Origin of the sequence: Streptomyces graminofaciens (genome assembly GCF_030294945.1) — a bacterium.
Lineage (GTDB): Bacteria > Actinomycetota > Actinomycetes > Streptomycetales > Streptomycetaceae > Streptomyces > Streptomyces graminofaciens.
The window spans coordinates 5,923,488-5,940,651 of sequence record NZ_AP018448.1 but is presented as its reverse complement, the minus strand read 5'-3'; the positions used below and the strand labels follow the sequence as shown (position 1 = coordinate 5,940,651).

16 protein-coding genes are annotated in these 17,164 nt (G+C 71.0%); 7 read left to right on the top strand and 9 right to left on the bottom strand.

Annotated features, from left to right (window positions below; all coding sequences use genetic code 11):
• Positions 1-488: 488 nt before the first annotated feature.
• Positions 489-1,466, bottom strand: a complete 978-nt coding sequence (locus SGFS_RS25405; RefSeq protein ID WP_286253697.1) for a helix-turn-helix transcriptional regulator — start codon at positions 1,464-1,466, stop codon at positions 489-491.
• Between the two features lie 235 nt (positions 1,467-1,701).
• Between SGFS_RS25405 and SGFS_RS25400 the strand changes: the two genes are divergently transcribed.
• The 5 genes from SGFS_RS25400 (at position 1,702) to SGFS_RS25380 (ending at position 8,257) form a co-directional block, all read left to right on the top strand.
• Positions 1,702-3,201 (top strand): MFS transporter, encoded by a 1,500-nt coding sequence (locus tag SGFS_RS25400; protein WP_286260055.1) that lies wholly within the window; start codon positions 1,702-1,704, stop codon positions 3,199-3,201.
• A gap of 193 nt (positions 3,202-3,394) precedes the next feature.
• A complete protein-coding gene (locus tag SGFS_RS25395; RefSeq protein ID WP_286253696.1) occupies positions 3,395-4,219 on the top strand; it encodes a DeoR/GlpR family DNA-binding transcription regulator in 825 nt (274 codons plus the stop codon).
• Complete coding sequence (gene pfkB, locus SGFS_RS25390; RefSeq protein WP_286253695.1) at positions 4,216-5,163, top strand: 1-phosphofructokinase; 948 nt, start codon at positions 4,216-4,218, stop codon at positions 5,161-5,163. Before SGFS_RS25395 ends, pfkB begins: the two co-directional genes overlap by 4 nt.
• Positions 5,164-5,575: 412 nt before the next feature.
• Entirely contained in the window at positions 5,576-7,645 is a 2,070-nt protein-coding gene (locus SGFS_RS25385) for a PTS fructose transporter subunit IIABC (protein WP_286253694.1), read from the top strand.
• A gap of 336 nt (positions 7,646-7,981) precedes the next feature.
• On the top strand, positions 7,982-8,257 hold the full coding sequence (locus tag SGFS_RS25380; protein WP_286253693.1) for a hypothetical protein: 276 nt from the start codon (positions 7,982-7,984) through the stop codon (positions 8,255-8,257).
• 31 nt (positions 8,258-8,288) lie between these two features.
• On the opposite strand, the gene SGFS_RS25375 is transcribed toward SGFS_RS25380, so the two are convergent.
• Both SGFS_RS25375 and SGFS_RS25370 read right to left on the bottom strand, forming a co-directional pair.
• Positions 8,289-9,047, bottom strand: coding sequence for a DUF6227 family protein (locus SGFS_RS25375; protein ID WP_286253692.1), 759 nt, complete (start codon positions 9,045-9,047; stop codon positions 8,289-8,291).
• Positions 9,048-9,239: 192 nt separating this feature from the next.
• Positions 9,240-10,448, bottom strand: a complete 1,209-nt coding sequence (locus tag SGFS_RS25370; protein ID WP_286253691.1) for a L,D-transpeptidase — start codon at positions 10,446-10,448, stop codon at positions 9,240-9,242.
• A gap of 393 nt (positions 10,449-10,841) precedes the next feature.
• Between SGFS_RS25370 and SGFS_RS25365 the strand changes: the two genes are divergently transcribed.
• On the top strand, positions 10,842-11,072 hold the full coding sequence (locus tag SGFS_RS25365) for a hypothetical protein (protein ID WP_286253690.1): 231 nt from the start codon (positions 10,842-10,844) through the stop codon (positions 11,070-11,072).
• A 173-nt stretch (positions 11,073-11,245) separates the two neighbouring features.
• Here SGFS_RS25365 and SGFS_RS25360 read toward each other — a convergent pair whose 3' ends face one another.
• Together SGFS_RS25360 and SGFS_RS25355 are read right to left on the bottom strand one after the other, a co-directional pair.
• A complete protein-coding gene (locus tag SGFS_RS25360; RefSeq protein ID WP_286253689.1) occupies positions 11,246-12,274 on the bottom strand; it encodes a P1 family peptidase in 1,029 nt (342 codons plus the stop codon).
• Positions 12,275-12,364: 90 nt separating this feature from the next.
• Positions 12,365-13,624, bottom strand: a complete 1,260-nt coding sequence (locus tag SGFS_RS25355; protein ID WP_286253688.1) for a low temperature requirement protein A — start codon at positions 13,622-13,624, stop codon at positions 12,365-12,367.
• A 196-nt stretch (positions 13,625-13,820) separates the two neighbouring features.
• On the opposite strand from SGFS_RS25355, the gene SGFS_RS25350 reads away from it, so the two are divergent.
• Positions 13,821-14,003 carry a hypothetical protein gene (locus SGFS_RS25350; protein ID WP_286253687.1) on the top strand — a complete coding sequence of 61 codons (183 nt, stop codon included), beginning with the start codon at positions 13,821-13,823 and terminating at the stop codon, positions 14,001-14,003.
• A 70-nt stretch (positions 14,004-14,073) separates the two neighbouring features.
• On the opposite strand, the gene mscL is transcribed toward SGFS_RS25350, so the two are convergent.
• From mscL to SGFS_RS25330, 4 genes are all read right to left on the bottom strand, one after another.
• On the bottom strand, positions 14,074-14,550 hold the full coding sequence (mscL, locus tag SGFS_RS25345) for a large conductance mechanosensitive channel protein MscL (protein ID WP_434028213.1): 477 nt from the start codon (positions 14,548-14,550) through the stop codon (positions 14,074-14,076).
• A 144-nt stretch (positions 14,551-14,694) separates the two neighbouring features.
• Entirely contained in the window at positions 14,695-15,267 is a 573-nt protein-coding gene (locus tag SGFS_RS25340; protein ID WP_286253685.1) for a CpaB family protein, read from the bottom strand.
• 367 nt (positions 15,268-15,634) lie between these two features.
• Entirely contained in the window at positions 15,635-16,525 is an 891-nt protein-coding gene (locus tag SGFS_RS25335; protein ID WP_286253684.1) for an S-methyl-5'-thioadenosine phosphorylase, read from the bottom strand.
• 152 nt (positions 16,526-16,677) lie between these two features.
• Positions 16,678-17,010, bottom strand: coding sequence for an FmdB family zinc ribbon protein (locus tag SGFS_RS25330; protein ID WP_286253683.1), 333 nt, complete (start codon positions 17,008-17,010; stop codon positions 16,678-16,680).
• Positions 17,011-17,164: the final 154 nt, after the last annotated feature.

Genomic DNA, 17,164 nt, shown 5'->3' with positions numbered 1-17,164 from the left:
CCCGGGCCGACCGACGGTCGTCCCGACGACCGACCAGACCACCTTCCACGTGGACGCTCGCACGGCACGCGAACCGTCGCACATCAGCCACAACCCGGGCACGGTACGTCCACAGGTTGGCCGTACTACGCCGCTTCAACCCCGCGCTCCGGGGGCACAACACTTCCGGGCCCATGATTCCACCGGGCCCGGAGCCGAGAGGCCCGGGACCCGGAGTTCGAAGAGGGCGTCGGGGCGCCATGCCACAGTTTGTGCAGCCGTACGACGACGTATCAGCCCAGCCCAGCCTCGTTCCGTCCCGTTCCTTTCCGTTTCGTTACGACAGCACCTTCCGGGTCGCGCCCTCGCCGGCCCCACCGAAGCCAAGTCCCGACGCTATCCCCCCAGCGCCGGGACTCTCCCCGAGTCGGGCTTCGGCGCCCTCCCCCCGGCGCCGGAGCCCGACTCCACGTTCGGCCCGGAGCCCGACTCCGCGTTCGACAGCGGCTCTATTCGGCCGCCCCACCCGCCGCCCGCGTCAGCTTCGCCCCCAACTCCCTCACGTACTCGATCAGTTCCGGCGGCTCGTGCACCGTGAATTCGCAGCCCGCCATGGCCAGCCGTACCGCCAGCCACTCCACCGACTCGCTCGCGGTGGCCCGCAGCCGGCAGCTGTGCTCGTCGACGGGGGCGGGCGGACCCAGCCAGGCCGGAATCCGGGTCGCCATGAAGGCCGCCGACGCGGCGAAGGTGACGTCGAACGTGTACGTGTCCTGCCCCCTCCGGTACATCGACTGCTTCAGATACTCCTCCGCGCCCCCCTTCGGCAGCTCGCGCGGCGCGAACCGGGCGCCCGTGGCGGACGGGGCGGCCACCCGGTCGACACGGAAGGTGCGCCAGTCGGCGCGGTCGAGGTCGTATGCGACGAGGTACCAGCGGCGACCGGTCGAGACGAGGCGGTACGGCTCGCAGTGGCGGCGGGTGTCGGCGCCGTCGCCGGAGCGGTAGTCGAAGCGGAGGCGCTCGTGGCCGGCCACCGCCGAGGCCATCACCGTCAACGTCTCGGGCGTGACCGTCGCGCCGTCGCCGCTGGTCAGCGGGGTCGTGGCGGCCTGGAGCGTGGTAACGCGGTGGCGCAGACGGGAGGGGAGGACCTGCTCCAGCTTGGCCAGGGCCCGTACGGAGGCCTCGTCCACGCCCTCGATCGCGTGCCCGGCCCCGGCCCGCAGCCCGACCGCGATCGCCACCGCCTCCTCGTCGTCCAGCACGAGCGGGGGCATGGCCTTTCCGGCCACGAGCCGGTAGCCGCCGTCGGCGCCCTTCGTCGCCTGCACCGGGTAGCCCAGCTCGCGCAGCCGGTCGATGTCCCGGCGGACCGTACGACGCGAGACCCTCAGTCGGTCGGCCAGTTCGCCGCCGGGCCACTCGCGAGGCGTCTGGAGGAGCGAGAGGAGTTGAAGGAGCCGGGCGGGGGTGTCGATCGTCATGGACGCAGCATGGCGCACGACTAGGACATGGTCTGACCTAATGGGCCTCTAGCTTCGACACATGACCTCAAGCGAGCCCATCCGCGAAACGCCGGCCGACAGCCGCGCCCCGAAGGGGCACGGGGAACTGCGCGCCCAGCCACGGACCACCCGCGGCGACGACACGACAACCACATCGACGGCGCCCGACCCGGCCTCCCCGAGCGGAGCGCGATGGTTCGCACTCGCCATCGTCATGACCGCCGCCTTCATGGACCTGGTCGACGTGACGATCGTCAACATCGCCATCCCGTCCATCCAGCGGAGCGCCGGCGCCTCCGTCAGCCAGATCCAGTGGATCACCGCCGGTTACGCCCTCGCCTTCGCCGCCGGGCTCGTCACCGGCGGGCGACTGGGCGACATCCACGGCCGTAAGCGGATCTTCCTCATCGGTATCGGCGGCTTCACCGTCGCCTCCGCGCTGTGCGGCTTCGCCGCGAACCCGGAGATGCTCGTCGCCGCCCGCATCGTGCAGGGCGCCACGGCCGCGCTGATGGTCCCGCAGGTGCTGTCGATCGTGCACGCGACCTTCCCGGCGCACGAACGCGGCAAGGTGTTCGGCCTTTTCGGCGCGATCGTCGGCCTCGCCGCGGTCTCCGGGCCGCTGCTCGGCGCGCTGCTCACCGAATGGAACCTCTTCGGCCTCGAATGGCGTGCGATCTTCCTGATCAACCTGCCCGTCGGCATCGCCGGCCTCATCCTCGGCAGCCGTTTCATCTCCGAGTCCAAGGCCCCGAAGGCCCTACGGCTCGACCTCGTCGGCGTGGCCCTCGTCGTCCTCGCCCTGATGCTGCTGCTCTACCCGCTCATCCGCGGCCGCGAGCTGGACTGGCCGCTGTGGGGGTACGTGGCCATGGCGGGCTCGCTGGTGGTGTTCGCGGCGCTGGTCGCGTACGAGCGGAGGAAGGCCGTCCGCGACGGGTCCCCGCTGGTCGAACTGTCCCTGTTCAAGGTGAAGAGCTTCGCCGCCGGCATCGCCGTGCAGACCGTCTTCAGCGTCGGCCTCGGCGTCTTCTTCCTCGTCTGGACCCTCTACATGCAGAACGGCCTCGGCTGGAGCGCGATGCGGGCCGGTCTGACCGGCGTCCCGTTCTCCATCGCGGTCTCGACGGCCGCCGGACTGTCCGTCCAGAAGCTCGTCCCGCGCTTCGGCCGCAAGGTCCTCCAGGCGGGCGCGCTGCTGATGGCGGCGGGCGTGCTGCTCTACCTCGCGGAGTCCGCGCGCCACGGCCTCGCCATCACCTCCTTGCAGATGGTGTTCCCGCTGGTCGTGATGGGTCTGGGCATGGGTCTGATCGTGGCCCCGCTGACGGACGCGATTCTCTCCGGGGTCCCGCGTGAGCACGCCGGTTCCGCGTCCGGGCTGATCAGCACGGTCCAGCAGACGGGCAACGCGCTGGGGCTCGCCCTGGTCGCCGTCGTCTTCTTCGGCCGGGTGCCCGACCATGTCCTGCCCGCCGAACTCGGCTCCGCCTTCGTAGACGCGTTCGAGTACGCGCTGGGATGGGTCGCGCTGGTGATGGTGGCGATCTTCCTGTTGATGTTCGCGCTGCCGAAGCGGGCGGGGGCGGTCGAGAGCGGGGAGCGCGAGGAGACGGTTCATACCGTCGGTGCGGCCGGTGCGGCCGGTGCGGCCGGTGCCGTCGACGCGTTCGAGGGTGAGAAGGGCGAGCGGGAGTCGCAGCTCGTGCACTGACCGGCAGCTCGTGTGCGGAGGGGTGGTAACGGACGGGCCCGGCACCTGGGATGACAGGGGTGCCGGGCCCGCCGTTTCTCTCCCTGGGCCCGTTTATGTCTGAGTAATGCCCGAACCTGTTTACTTTTTGGAAATCCGGGCGTAGCCTCCAGCCGAAACCACAGAATCGGGCATCGGTCGGAGGCGAACGGACATGTACGCACCGGAGCGGCAGCAGGAGATCCTCCGGCTCGCCCGTGACGGCGGCCGGGTGGACGTGGTGTCGCTGGCGGAGGAGTTCCAGGTCACCGCGGAGACCATCCGGCGCGACCTGAAGGCCCTGGACCGGGCAGGTCTCGTCCAGCGGGTGCACGGCGGCGCGATCCCGGCCGGGCGACTGGACTTCGAGCCCGACCTCGCCGAGCGCGAGGGCACCGCGGCCGACGAGAAGGACCGCATCGCCCACGCCGCCCTCGCCGAACTGCCCACCGACGGCACGGTCGTCCTCGACGCCGGTACGACGGTCGCGCGCCTCGCCGCCGCCATCCCGCTGGAGGCCACGCTCACCGCCGTCACCCACAGCCTGCCGATCGCGGCCCGCCTCGCCGACCACCCGGGCATCCAGCTCCACCTGGTCGGCGGCCGAGTCCGCCACCGTACGCGCGCGGCCGTCGACGCCTGGGCCCTCAGGGCCTACAGCGAAATCCGCGCTGATGTGCTTTTCGTGGCGGCGAACGGTTTTTCCGTCGACCATGGCCTCACCACTCCTGACCTTGCCGAGGCCGCCGTGAAGCGCGCGGCGATGGCCGCGGCCCGCCGTGTGGTGCTGCTCGCCGACTCCGCCAAGCACGGCCAGGAGCACTTCGCCCGCTTCGGCGACCTGAGCGACATCGACCTGCTGATCACCGACAGCGGGCTGAGCCCCGAAGACGCCACCGCGATCGAACGCGGCGGCACGGAAGTGCTGCGGGTCCCGGGCACTGAACCCATCAGCGGCTCCGCCGCGGGCCGGACCACCGGCCGGAAAGACCGCCGATGATCCTCACCGTCACCCCGAACCCCTCCCTCGACCGCACCTACGAGGTCCCCTCCCTCGACCGCGGCGAGGTCATCCGGGCCACCGGCGAACGCATGGACCCGGGCGGCAAGGGCGTCAACGTCTCGCGGGCGGTCGCCGCCGCCGGCCGCCGGACCGTGGCCGTACTGCCGCTGGGCGGGGCACCGGGCGCGCTGGTCGCGGACCTGCTCGACGCGCAGGGCATCGAGGTCGCACGGGTGCCGGTGGCCGGGGCCACCCGATCCAACATCGCGCTCGCCGAGGCCGACGGCGTCCTGACGAAGATCAACGCACCGGGCCCCGAACTGTCCGCCGCCGAACAGGAACTCCTCCTCGAGACCGTGCGCGCCCAGTCCGCCGACGCCTCCTGGATCGCCTGCTGCGGCAGCCTCCCGCGCGGACTCGCCCCGTCCTGGTACGCCGAACTCGTCGCCCGCGCCCACGCCTCGGGCACGCGGATCGCACTGGACACCTCGGGCCCGGCCCTGCTGGCCGCTCTCCGGGAACGCCCGGACGTGGTGAAGCCCAACGCCGAGGAACTGGCCGAAGCCGTGGGCCGCCCGCTCGCCACCGTCGGCGACGCGGTCAAGGCCGCGGAGGAACTGCGGGAGATGGGCGCCGCCGCCGTGCTCGCCAGCCTCGGCGCCGACGGCCAGATCCTCGTCGACGCCTCGGGCGCCTGGTTCGGCAGCGCACGCGTCGGCACCGTACGCAGCAACGTCGGCGCCGGCGACTCCTCCCTCGCCGGCTTCCTGATCGCCGGCGGCAACGGCCCCGAGGCCCTCGCCTCAGCCGTGGCCCACGGCGCGGCTGCCGTCCAACTGCCGGGCAGCGTCATGCCGGCCCCGCAGGACCTGGACCTGGCCGCAGTGACGGTCACGGCTGAGGTGCCGGTGGATCGGGAACTGCGGGAGGCGGTGTTGTGAGCGAGGAGTCGGGAACGAACGTTCGTTTTGCGGATGGGGTTGGCGTGGGGGTCGGTAGCGGGGCCGGGGGTGATAGCGGGGCTGAGGTCAGGGCCGGGGTTAGGGCCGGGGTCAGGGCCGGGGTCAGAGCCGGAGTCTCGCGAACGAACCTTCGTTTTGCCCGGCTCGGCGGCGCTGCGCTCGCGAGTCCGCGAACGAACCTTCGTTTTGCATCACCTTCCCCAGCGGAGCCGGCCCCGAAGCGGCGATACCTCCCCTTATCCGCCGCAGCCAAGGGCAGGCGGGGCTCTCCCCGCCCCGCCTCCGCCCCGCTTCTCCCCGCGCCGGCCCCCATGGCCCGCGCCCCCCACACTTCCGTCCCCACCCCCGCCCACCGCACCCCCCGGGCGATACGCGTGCGAAGGAGCCCGCGATGAGCGAGATGATCACCGCGGACCTGGTCGACCTCGACCTGTCCGCCGACAACAAGGAAGCGGCGGCACGTGCCCTCGCCGAGCGCATGGTGGCCAAGGGCCGGGTCATCGACCTGGACGGTTTCCTCGCCGATGTGGCGGCACGCGAGGCCCAGATGCCGACCGGTCTCGACGGCGGTATCGGCATCCCGCACTGCCGCAGTGAGCACGTCACCGAGCCGACCCTCGCCTTCGGGCGCAGTGCGGCCGGTATCGACTTCGGCGCGGCCGACGGTCCGGCCGACCTGATCTTCCTGATCGCCGCTCCGGCGGGCGCGGACGACGCGCACCTCACGATCCTGTCCTCCCTCGCCCGCCAGCTGATGAACGCCGAGTTCACGGACGCGCTGCGCGCGGTGGACGACGCGGCCCGCGCCGCCGCGCTCATCCGGGGCGAGGACGTGACCGAGGGCACCACAGACTCCGCGGCGGCGTCGGGCGGAACGGCCTCCCCCGACGCCGCCGCGGTCAGCACGAACGCGGCCGAGGCCTCGGCGCCGGAAGCCACGGACGAGCCCGCCTCCGACGCGAGCCGCCCCTTCCATATCGTCGCCGTCACCTCGTGCCCCACCGGCATCGCGCACACCTACATGGCTGCCGAGTCGCTGGAGAACGCGGGCCGGGACGCCGGTGACGTCGAGATCGTCGTCGAGACGCAGGGCTCGGCCGGCTTCACCCGGCTCGACCCGGCGGTCATCGCCGCCGCCGACGGCGTGATCTTCGCCCACGACGTGCCCGTACGCGAGAAGGACCGGTTCGCCGGGAAGCCGACCGTCGACGTCGGCGTGAAGGCGGGCATCAACCGCCCCGCCGAGCTGATCGCCGAGGTCCGCGGCAAGGCCGAGCGCGGCGAGGTCACGGCCGCCGCCCGCCCCGGCTCGCCCGTCGAACGCGCGGGCGAGCCCGGCGAGGGCTACGGCACCAAGCTGCGCAAGTGGCTGATGTCCGGCGTCAGCTACATGGTCCCGTTCGTCGCGGCCGGCGGCCTTCTCATCGCCCTCGGCTTCGCGATCGGTGGCTGGGAGATCAACAAGGCCAAACCGGTCACCGAGCACTTCGACTGGCTCCAGGTCGACAGCTGGGCGGCCTTGCTGTTCCAGATCGGCGCCGTCGCCTTCGGCTTCCTGATCCCCGTCCTCGCCGGTTACATCGCGTACGGCATGGCGGACCGGCCGGGTCTCGTCCCGGGCTTCGTCGGCGGCATGATCGCCGCCAACATCAACGCCGGTTTCCTCGGTGGCCTGGCCGCCGGTCTGATCGCGGGCTCGGTGGTCCTCGCCATCCAGCGGATCAAGATCCCGCCCGTGCTGCGCGGCATCATGCCGGTGGTCGTGATCCCGCTCGTCTCGTCGATGATCGTCGGCTTCCTGATGCTGGTGGTGATCGGCAAGCCCATCGCCGAGGCCCAGAAGGGCATGACGGACTGGCTGAGCGGCCTCTCCGGCAGCAACGCGATCCTGCTCGGCGTCCTCCTCGGCCTGATGATGTGCTTCGACCTGGGCGGACCGGTCAACAAGGTCGCGTACGCCTTCGCCACCGCCGGTATCGCCGTGCAGGACCCGAGCGACTCCGCGATGAAGATCATGGCCGCGGTGATGGCCGCCGGTATGGTCCCGCCGCTGGGTATGGCCCTGGCCACCACGATCCGCAAGAAGCTGTTCACCACCGCCGAGCGCGAGAACGGCAAGGCGGCCTGGGTGCTCGGCGCCTCCTTCATCTCCGAGGGCGCGATCCCGTTCGCCGCCGCCGACCCGCTGAGGGTCATCCCGGCCTCCATGGCGGGCGGCGCGGTCACCGGCGCGCTGACCATGGCGTTCGGCTCGACCCTGCGTGCCCCGCACGGCGGTGTCTGGGTCACCCTGCTGATCGGCAAGCCCGTCCTGTACCTGCTGGCCATCGCCATCGGTACGGCGGTCACGGCCGGCCTGGTCATCGTCCTGAAGGGCATGCGCAAGACCCAGCCCGACGGCGCGGCGGCCGAGTCGGCGCCCGCCGCCAAGGCCGAGAAGAAGGAGCCGGTCGCGGCCTGAACGCCCCCGACCGCGCGGACCGGTCAGGTCACGCCCTGACCCCGCCCCCATGACCGTACGACGGCCGCAGCCCCTCCCCGAGGGACTGCGGCCGTACGCGTTCCCGCAAGCCTCCGCCCGCGTACGCGTTCCCGCTCACCTCCGCGTACGCGCCCCCGCGCACCCTCGCGTACGCGCCCCTGCGCACCTCCGCGTACGAGTGTGACCGCACGCCTGGAACAGCGCCCCCCGCGCCCCCTTGATTACCTTTACAACCCCTGTGAGTTGTACGCCGTACCTGCGAGATACGTCACGATCCGGGCTCAAAGTCCCGTCCGGTGGTGTCTACTGGACGGCATGCCTGAGCACGTGTCGATCCTCCAGCTGGTGGGCGTGGTCGCCCTCGCCCTGGCGGCGGTCATCTGGGTCGCCGTGCTGGTCCGTGTCCTGCGCCGCGATCGTGAGGTGCACCGCGGCCGGTTCGTCGCGATGGCCCGCCGCCGGGGCGGGGGCCTGCGCGCCCTGCCCCATCCGCGCCGGAAGGGCCCGCACGTCGAACATGTGGAACTGACCCCGGCGGAGCAGGACACCTTCGCCCTCCTGGCCCGCCGCCTCAGCGACGACCGGCTGTAGGAGACGTAGGCGCCCTCCAACACTCCGGCGGTTACCCGACACTCCCGGCCCGCCGCTCCATCGCGTCCCGGGCCGCGTCCTCCGTCACATACACCTCGCACATGTGGCGCCCGTCCGGCGTGGCCGTGTGCTCGACCTCCCACAGGGAGATCTCCCGTCCGTCGCTGAGCAGGAACGCGTGTTCGTAGAGCGAGAAGCTCATCCCGGGGCGGCCGCCCCCTGGGGGGCGGTTCGGACGGCCGAAGGCCTGGGTGATCTCGTGTGCGAACGCGGTCCGCAGCAGCAGAGTGGCCAGCTCTCCGTCGGGAGGGTCGGGGTTCTCCGCGCGGCGCAGCAGCCGACGGGCGTGGTCCGCCGAGTCATCCGGCACGTACTCATGGCGGGGCTCGGGGAACGCGGCCAGCTCCACCATGGGCGGCAGTTCGAAGTCGGGCGTGTCCGGCGGCAGTGGAAGCCGTGCGGTGGCGGCGCGCAGCTCCTCCTGGTCCGTGTACACCTCGTGCTGGGTGTCACTGCCGAGGGCCGTGTTGTGCACCAGCTCCCACAGGGTGAGCGCGGAGCCGTCCACGAGGAGCCAGGTGTGGCGGTACGTCGCCCGGTGCAGCCCTGAGCTGTAGTGCGCGGAGTGCAGCGAGCTGTCGTGCGCCAGCGCGCAGTCGAGCTGCCGTATGGTCTCGTCAGGAAGTTCGAAGGAGTTCAGGGCGCGGCCGAGGAGTCGCGCGAGGTGCTCCTCCGGAGACTCGGGCGACTCGGGTGGCTCGTACGCTGCCGTCTCGTACGGAACGCTCAAGGTTTCTCCCGGCGTTGCTGCATGTCACCTTGTGGGTGCATACCGTAGCCCCTCGGTCGGACATCATGTCCGGGAACCGAGAAAACGTACGCCCCTTGAACGCTCGGGCCGCGCGATTCGTTCCCGCGCGGCCCGATGAACTCTCGGAGTCCTGCCCCGCAAACCCGCTTGTCAGTCTTCCGCAAACCCTTGTCAGCCTTGCTGCCAGGCGCTCCACGACAGGTTCCAGCCGTTGAGGCCGTTGTCCGGGGAGACCGTGTCGTCGGGGGAGTTCTTGACGATCACCACATCGCCGACGAGGGAGTTGTCGAAGAACCACTTGGCGATCGTGTCGCCGTTGGCGCCCTGGACGTCCGCGAGTCCGACGCAGCCGTGGCTTGTGCCCTGCTGTCCGAAGGGCGGATTCGACCTGTTGTACCAGTAGTTGCCGTGGATGAAGGTGCCCGATGTGGTCAGTCGCATCGCGTTCGGCACGTCCGCGATGTCGTACTCACCGCCGAAGCCGACCGTCGACCCGTTCATCCGCGTCTGCTTGAACTTCTCCGAGATCACCATCTGCCCGTTGTACGTCGGGTTCTGCTCGCTTCCGGCCGAGATCGGCACGGTCTTGATGGTCTTGCCGTCCCGTACGACCGTCATGGTCTGCGTGTTGACGTCGACCGTGGAGACCTGCGAGCGCCCGACCGTGAAGGTGACCGTCTTGTCCTGCACGCCGTAGAGGCCGTTCGCGCCCTCCACGCCGTCCAGATCGATCTTCATCGTGACCTTGGAGCCGGCCTTCCAGTACTCCTCGGGCCGGAAGTCGAGCCGCTGCTCCCCGAACCAGTGCCCGACCACCTCCTGACCGCTGCTCGACGTCACCGTGATGTGCGACTTCACGGCCTTCTTGTCGGTGATCGCCTTGTCGAAGGTGAACGACACGGGCATGCCGACGCCGACCGTGGTGCCGTTGTCGGGGGTGTACGTCCCGATGAAGCTGTTGGCCGTCGAGACGGTGGTGAAGATGGAATTGGCCGCCGACGTCTTGCCGTCGGGGTTCTTCGCGGTGGCCGAGATCTGGTACTTCGTACCGCGCTCCAGCTGCTCCTTCGGCTTCCAGGACCGCCCGTCCGCCGCTATCTCACCGGGTACGGCCGTGCCGCTCTCGGTCGCGGTCATCTTCACCTCGGTCAGCTTGCCGCCGCCGACCTTCACCCCGGTGGTGTTGATGGACGCGCCCGTCGAACCGTCCTTCGCCGAGATCGTGATCGTCGCCGCCGAGTCCTTGGCGGACTGCCCCTTGCCACCGCTCCTGTTGTCGGCCTTGGCGTCACCGCCGCAGCCGGTGAGGGTCAGCGCACCGACCACCAGGACAGCGCAGGCCACCGTCGCCCGCCGTACCGCAATCTTCGGCCTCGTCACGATCTGCTCCAACTTCTACGCGTCCAGGTGATCTATGCGATCCGCTCCCTTACGTCGGGGAAGAGTGAGCCGTGCCCGAGAGGGTTCCCGCCGGCCACGGCTCAGGGCATCACGTGACAGAACCGGGACAATTGCCGACCGGGGCCCGGGTGGTGCCGGCCGCTGCCGCGCAGCCTGCTCCCCGTTCGGTCTGCTTCCCGGCCGTCTACTCCTCGGCCGTCGCCACGGTCACCGCCGAGACAGGGGCACGGCGACGGCGGCCGGCGGCGGGAAGACACTCACGGTGTGCTGCAGCGTGGCGGCACGACGCCCAGTTCGAAGAACCTGCCATTGAGCCAGCCGCCCAGCGCACTCATCGTTCTCGTTCGCCGCGGGTGCTGCCAGGATCACCTCATGGATCTTTCCGAGGGCTTGGCCGACTGGACGGACTGGGACGGCGCCGCCTTCCTGGTGGGGCGCTCGCTGGGCATCTTCGACGCGTCCGAGACGTTCCCCGAGACCAAGCACGTGTTCTGGACGGACAACCCGCTGGGGAACGCCCTGCACGAGGTGCTCCTCCAACTCGCCGCGGCCGGCGTGCTGGAGCGAAGGGAGGAACCGGACGAGCAGTTCCGCCGGCCCTAGGGCGTGTTTCGAAAGTGGCGTCGTCCGCCCGGAGGGCGGGGCCCGCAGCGTCTGGTGCGGTGCATCGCAAGGCGGAGGGTCGTCCGCGTACTGGGTGTACGCGGACGATCCCGACAACGCGGCGAGGTGCCGTGCCAGGCGTCGCGGGGCAGACGGGACTTTCGAAACACGCCCTAGCCGTACAACTCCCTGTACGACGGCCACACCCCGTCCGGACCCTCCGCCGACTCGGCCGCCCGCACCGCCCGTACGATCGCCCGCGTCACCAAGTCGGCGCCCGCCGCGAGGAGTTCGTTCAGGGCCAGCGGGTTTTTTGATGCCAGCGGTCTGGCCGCGGTCGCCAGGGTGAACACCGTGTCCCCGTCGTTGAGCAGATGCACGGGGCGTACGGCCCGGGCGATGCCGTCGTGTGCGGTGCCGGCGAGTTTCTGGGCCTGGGCGCGGGTTATGTCCGCGTCGGTGGCGACCACGGCCAGCGTGGTGTTCAGCGAGGGCGCGGTGTTCTTCGCGGCGGCCTCGGTGAGGCGTCGCCTCGCGGCCTCGTGCACCTCGGCCGCCGGATACGCCGCCCGGCCCTGGAACAGTTCCCCGTACAACACCCCCGTCTCCGGATCCACCACCGAACCCCGTGCGTTGACCACCACCAGAGCCGCCACCGTGATCCCCGAGTCGAGCACGGTGCTCGCGGTGCCGACGCCGCCCTTGAACTGCCCCGCGACCGCCCCCGTACCGGCGCCCACACACCCCTCCTCGACCGGGGCGCCCGGCCCGCTCGCGGCGGCTGCCTCGACCGCGGCCCGGCCGGTGGCCGCGTCCGGCCTGGCCCGGAAGTCGCCGCCACGGCCCAGGTCGAAGACACAGGCCGCCGGTACGACCGGGACGACATGCGCCGGATCGGGTCCGACCCGAACCCCGCGCCCGCGCTCCTCCAGCCAGGCCATCACCCCCGACGCCGAGTCCAGCCCGTACGCGCTGCCCCCGGTCAGCACGACCGCCTCGACCTTCTGCACCAGGTTCCGCGGGTCGAGCGCGTCCGTCTCCTTGGTGCCGGGGCCGCCGCCGCGCACATCCACGGCCGCGACCGCGCCGCCCTCGGGGGCGAGCACGACCGTGGTGCCGGTGAGCCAGCCCGCGCCGGTCCGGGTGGCGTGGCCGACCCGGAGGCCGGCGACATCTGTCAGAGCGTCGACTGTGACTGTCATGGGGTCAGTGTGATCCGTGCGGGTGGCTGTGGCATCGGGAGCGTCCAGAGCACCCGGGGGCACTGTGAGCCTTGGCTGCCTGCGGGGGCGTCAATCGGCTGCTGTCGCCTCCTTCTCCGCTCCCTCTTCCCTCTGGACCATGCGGGCGGTGAGCGTCGTGCCGGTCGCCACCGTCGCCGTCAGCGCCAGGCCCGCCGCGAGCACCGCCCAGTGGCCCAGGAACGTGCAGGCGATCACCACCAGCGCGGAGGTCGGCAGAACGGCCTGCTGGAGCGTGCCCACCTTGTAGTGGCGGGCGTGCAGCACCCACACGCTGAGGAGATAGAGCGCCGTCGGCAGGGTCACCGCGGCGGACGCGGCCAGCGTGGAGATGTGCGCCTTGTGGACGGCCTGTTCCACCGAGACCTCCAGACCGGCGCCGATCGCGGCTGCCGAGGCGAAGATCAGATAGTGGCCGTAACCCCACAGGAAGCTCTCCTTGCTGGAGCGCAGATGACCGTGGATCGGTACGACGAAGTAGATCCACCACGCCGAGAACACGATCAGCAACCCGCCCACCGCGATCGGCAGCAGCTCGCCCAGCGCGTCGTTCTCGGCCACGGCCGACTTCACCGCGACCGTGGCCGCCAGGATCGTCTCGCCCAGCACGATGATCGTGAACAGGCCGTACCGCTCGGCGATGTGATGCGGATGCCAGGAGGTGGTGTGGTCCTTCTCCGCGTACACCGGGACGCACAGTTCGACGATCGCCATCACCAGGAACAGCCAGGGCCGGCCAGTCTCAGGCAGGACCAGCAGCCCCACCCAGCCGATCTGGCAGAGCAGCACGCCGACCGCGTACCGCAGCGCCATGACGCGCTCCCCGCCCCGCGCGGACCGCGCGGCCCGCAGCCACTGCGAGACCATCGCCAGGCGCATGATCACGTAGCCGAGCCAGACCAGCAGGAAGTCGTGCTCCTCGAAGGCCCGGCTTACGCCGGCTGCCAGCACCAGCACACCGGCTATCTGGACGAGGGTCACGATCCGGTAGAGCACGTCGTCGTTGTCGTAGGCCGAGGCGAACCAGGTGAAGTTCATCCAGGCCCACCAGATCGCGAAGAAGACCATCGCGTAGTTGAGGATGCCCTCGGCCGCGTGCGCCTCGGCGACGGAGTGCACCAGCTGGACGCCGGCCTGGGCGACGGCGACGACGAAGCACAGGTCGAAGAAGAGCTCCAGGGGTGAGGCGACCCGGTGCTCCTCACCGCGTCCCCGCGAGACCAGTTTGCGGAGCGGCCCACCGCCGGGGAGGGGTGTCGGACGGGTGTGTGGCCCCGGGGAGGGAGGAGGCGGTGGGGAACTGGGCGTCATGGGGCCAAGCACACCAGAAAACCTGACGGAATTCTCGCGCAGGTGTTCACAGGCGCGCTTGAGGGGCGGGGCCGGTCGTACCTGGTGGCCGGGGCCGCGAGGCCCGGTTCGCGGCGTGGTGCCGCCCTCTTCGGTGGAGCAGAGGGATCCGGTCGGTGCCGGGCGACGGCTGTCCGCGGGGCCGTACTCTGGAGGCATGAGTACCGCTCCCGCACCCGAGCCGCGTGACCCCAAGGCCGCGCTGGTCTTCGACGACCCGCTGAGCCGGCCGTCCTCCGACGACACCGACCACGGGTGGGGCGAGCGGCCCGGCGGTGACAGCGACAGCGCGGCCGACCTGAAGCGCTTCCTCGACGAGAAGCCGCCGCACCACATCTGAGGCGGCCGGCTCGAACACCACCGCCTCCACCATGCCCGGCATTCTCGGGCGGCCGCTGTGAGTCGCTCGGCTACTCGCGGTCGTGGCCCGAGCCTCGCTGGGCCACCAGGGCGTCGCGGATCTCCTTCAGGACCTCCAGCTCGGTCAGCTCGATGACCTCCTGGGTGCCTTCCTTCGCCTTCCGGCGGGCCTCCTGGCGGGCCAGGTACTTCGACATCGGCAGGACCATCAGGAAGTACACGACGGCCGCGGTGATGACGAAGGTCAGCGTGGCGCCCAGCACCGAGCCCCACAGGATCGGGACGCCCTTTGTCACCGTGCCGTCCGGGGCCACCTCGCACGGGTGCTGCAGACAGGAGCTGTAGCTGTCGAGGTTCTTGGTGCCGATCGCGCCGACCAGTGGGTTGATGACCCCCTTCACCACTGAGTTCACGATGTTCGTGAAGGCCGCGCCGATGACCACGGCCACGGCCAGGTCGACGACGTTCCCCCGCATCAGGAAGGCCTTGAAGCCCTCCAGGATGTTCGGCTTCTTCTTCTCGATCACCACGAGGCCTCTCTGCGCAAGCTGCGGAACAAACGACTCCGCAAACTACGTCAGAGCATGGTCGATGTGTCCAAGGGGGTCCCCCTGATGAAGGACTTGGAGACCCCGCGAGCGCAACTGCCCTGCGGGGGCGGCCTGGTGAGGTCAGCACAGCGTCACCGCCAGACGCGCGGTGGCGCCCGCGCCGGCCAGCCGGGCCGCTGTGGGCCGGGGTACGGACAGGACGACCAGCGCGCCGCTCTCCGTGGCGCTCGCGCGCGGGACGTCGGACACCCGGGCCCCGCGTGCGACCACCCTCGCCTCGCCGCCACCCGGCGTGGACTCGCCGGCCGCGATCACGTCGACGCGGTCGCCGGGGCGCAGCAGCCGTACCGTCGCGCCGTCGGCGATGCGTACTGGTGCCGCCACCATCTCGACGGTGCGGCGCTCGGGGAGCGGGTCGGCCACCGGGTGGCCCCGGACCCGTTCCGCGTCACCCGGCCCCGCGCCCGCCGCCAGCAGTGCCGTCGCGATCACCGCCAGGCCTGCGGCCACGGCTCGCCTCCGGCATCGGACGAGCCGTCGCAGCCGGTGGGCTCCGCCTTGTACCCGTAAGGGGGCGAAGTGCGGTACCTCGGAGGTGGGAGGGGTGTCGGTGCCGGGTGGGCCGGCGGCCCAGGACGGGGTGCGACGTGCTGAGGGTGCGTAGGAGGGGACGTGCGCGGGAGAGAGGGACATGAGGACCACCACCTGGTGCGTGAGATCGGCTTGCGGTCCCACGATGAGGGGGTGCGGCGGATCGTGCTGGAGGCCGTGGACTACTGGCCGGTTGTGGAAAACCTCGCCACTCGAACGACGAATTCCGCCCCCGCCGCCCCTACCCGATCCCGTCCCCTGGGGGCGGCAGCCCCCAGACCCCCGCTGTCGGCCTGAACGGCCTCGTCCTCAAACGCCGGACGGGCTGAGGGGCCTGGGGCGGGTGGATCGTCTGGGGTGGGGGTGGGGTGTTGGCCTTGCGGCCTCGTCCTCAAACGCCGGACGGGCTGAGGGCGCCTGAGGGCGCCCGAGGCGGGGTGGGTTCCGGACGGGGTGATGCCCCCGGCCCCTACGGCAGCGCGAACCCCGGATCCATCCCGCCCAGCGCCTTCGCGCACAGGCAGTCCCGTGGGGCGTCGGCGGGAGGGAGCGCGGCGACCGCGTCGAAGAGGACGCCGCGCAGGCGGTCGACGTTCGCCGCGAAGACCTGCAGGACCTCCTCGTGCGAGACGCCCTCCCCGGTCTCGGCGCCCGCGTCGAGGTCGGTCACGAGGGTCAACGAGGTGTAGCAGAGCTCCAGTTCGCGGGCGAGGATCGCCTCGGGATGCCCGGTCATGCCGATCACGGACCAGCCCTGGCCCCGGTACCACAGCGATTCGGCGCGGGTCGAGAACCGGGGCCCCTCGATGACGACCAGGGTGCCCCCGTCCACCGGCTCCCAGTCCCTGCCGCGCGCGGCCTCCAGGGCGGCCTTGCGGCCGACGGGGCAGTACGGGTCGGCCAGCGAGACGTGGACGACATTGGGGACGGTGCCGTCGGGCCTCGGCAGACCGTCGAAGTACGTCTGCGCCCGTGACTGCGTACGGTCCACCAGCTGGTCCGGTACGAGAAGGGTTCCCGGGCCGTACTCCGGGCGCAGCCCGCCCACCGCGCACGGGGCGAGCACCTGGCGTGCCCCGACCGAGCGCAGTGCCCACAGGTTGGCGCGGTAGTTGATGCGGTGCGGCGGCAGATGGTGGCCACGGCCGTGTCGGGGGAGGAAGGCCACCCGGCGCCCGGCGATCTCGCCGAGGAAGAGGGAGTCGCTGGGCGGACCGTACGGGGTGTCCACCTGTATCTCGGTCACGTCGTCGAGGAAGGAGTAGAACCCCGAACCACCGATGACACCGATCTCGGCCGACCCCGCCGAGGCCCCGGAACCCGCCTGGGCCACCCGCTCCACCTGCTCCGTGTTCGCCATGCCCGCACCCTAGCCGGGCCTCCGCGAACACCGCCCGCGCATTGGCGGAACGACACCCGGCCCCGGCGGAACACCGACCGGCCCCGGGAGACGCCAAAGACCCCGTCGCCTGAAGACGACAGAGTCCCTGAACGGGGTGGCTGACGGAGTGGCTACGCGGCCGAGCTGCTGCTCGTGGAGGAAGAGCCCGAGGACGACGACTTCGAGTCGGACGAGGACGACGAGGACGACGTCGACGAAGTCGAGGACTTCGCGTCCGAGGACGACGACGCCGGCTTCGACGACGCCGGGCTGCTGCTCGACGACGAGCCACGGCTGTCGTTCCGATAGAAGCCGGAGCCCTTGAAGACGATGCCGACCGCGGAGAACACCTTCTTGAGGCGGCCATTGCAGCTGGGGCACTCGGTCAGGGCGTCGTCGGTGAACTTCTGCACCGCTTCGAGGCCCTCACCGCATTCGGTGCACTGGTACTGGTACGTCGGCACTGGTTCTTCCTCCTGGCACTCTCACTCGTTGAGTGCTAACGATCGTCCATGTTAACCCGTGCCGCCAACGAATGGAGTAACGCACGTCACCTGCCACGGGCGGCGGTCGGGGCTTGACCCCCACGAGAGCCTTCTGGCGCAAGTGGGAAGCCGT

Excerpts from the sequence above, each read along its gene's own strand:
- SGFS_RS25385 (WP_286253694.1), top strand. The coding sequence starts at position 5,576 with ATGAGCGAGATGATCACCGCGGACCTGGTCGACCTCGACCTGTCCGCC.
- SGFS_RS25400 (WP_286260055.1), top strand. The coding sequence starts at position 1,702 with ATGACCGCCGCCTTCATGGACCTGGTCGACGTGACGATCGTCAACATC.
- SGFS_RS25395 (WP_286253696.1), top strand. The coding sequence starts at position 3,395 with ATGTACGCACCGGAGCGGCAGCAGGAGATCCTCCGGCTCGCCCGTGAC.
- pfkB (WP_286253695.1), top strand. The coding sequence starts at position 4,216 with ATGATCCTCACCGTCACCCCGAACCCCTCCCTCGACCGCACCTACGAG.
- SGFS_RS25340 (WP_286253685.1), bottom strand. The coding sequence starts at position 15,267 with ATGTCCCTCTCTCCCGCGCACGTCCCCTCCTACGCACCCTCAGCACGT.
- SGFS_RS25350 (WP_286253687.1), top strand. The coding sequence starts at position 13,821 with ATGAGTACCGCTCCCGCACCCGAGCCGCGTGACCCCAAGGCCGCGCTG.
- SGFS_RS25360 (WP_286253689.1), bottom strand. The coding sequence starts at position 12,274 with ATGACAGTCACAGTCGACGCTCTGACAGATGTCGCCGGCCTCCGGGTC.
- SGFS_RS25355 (WP_286253688.1), bottom strand. The coding sequence starts at position 13,624 with ATGACGCCCAGTTCCCCACCGCCTCCTCCCTCCCCGGGGCCACACACC.
- SGFS_RS25405 (WP_286253697.1), bottom strand. The coding sequence starts at position 1,466 with ATGACGATCGACACCCCCGCCCGGCTCCTTCAACTCCTCTCGCTCCTC.
- SGFS_RS25335 (WP_286253684.1), bottom strand. The coding sequence starts at position 16,525 with ATGGCGAACACGGAGCAGGTGGAGCGGGTGGCCCAGGCGGGTTCCGGG.
- SGFS_RS25380 (WP_286253693.1), top strand. The coding sequence starts at position 7,982 with ATGCCTGAGCACGTGTCGATCCTCCAGCTGGTGGGCGTGGTCGCCCTC.
- SGFS_RS25365 (WP_286253690.1), top strand. The coding sequence starts at position 10,842 with ATGGATCTTTCCGAGGGCTTGGCCGACTGGACGGACTGGGACGGCGCC.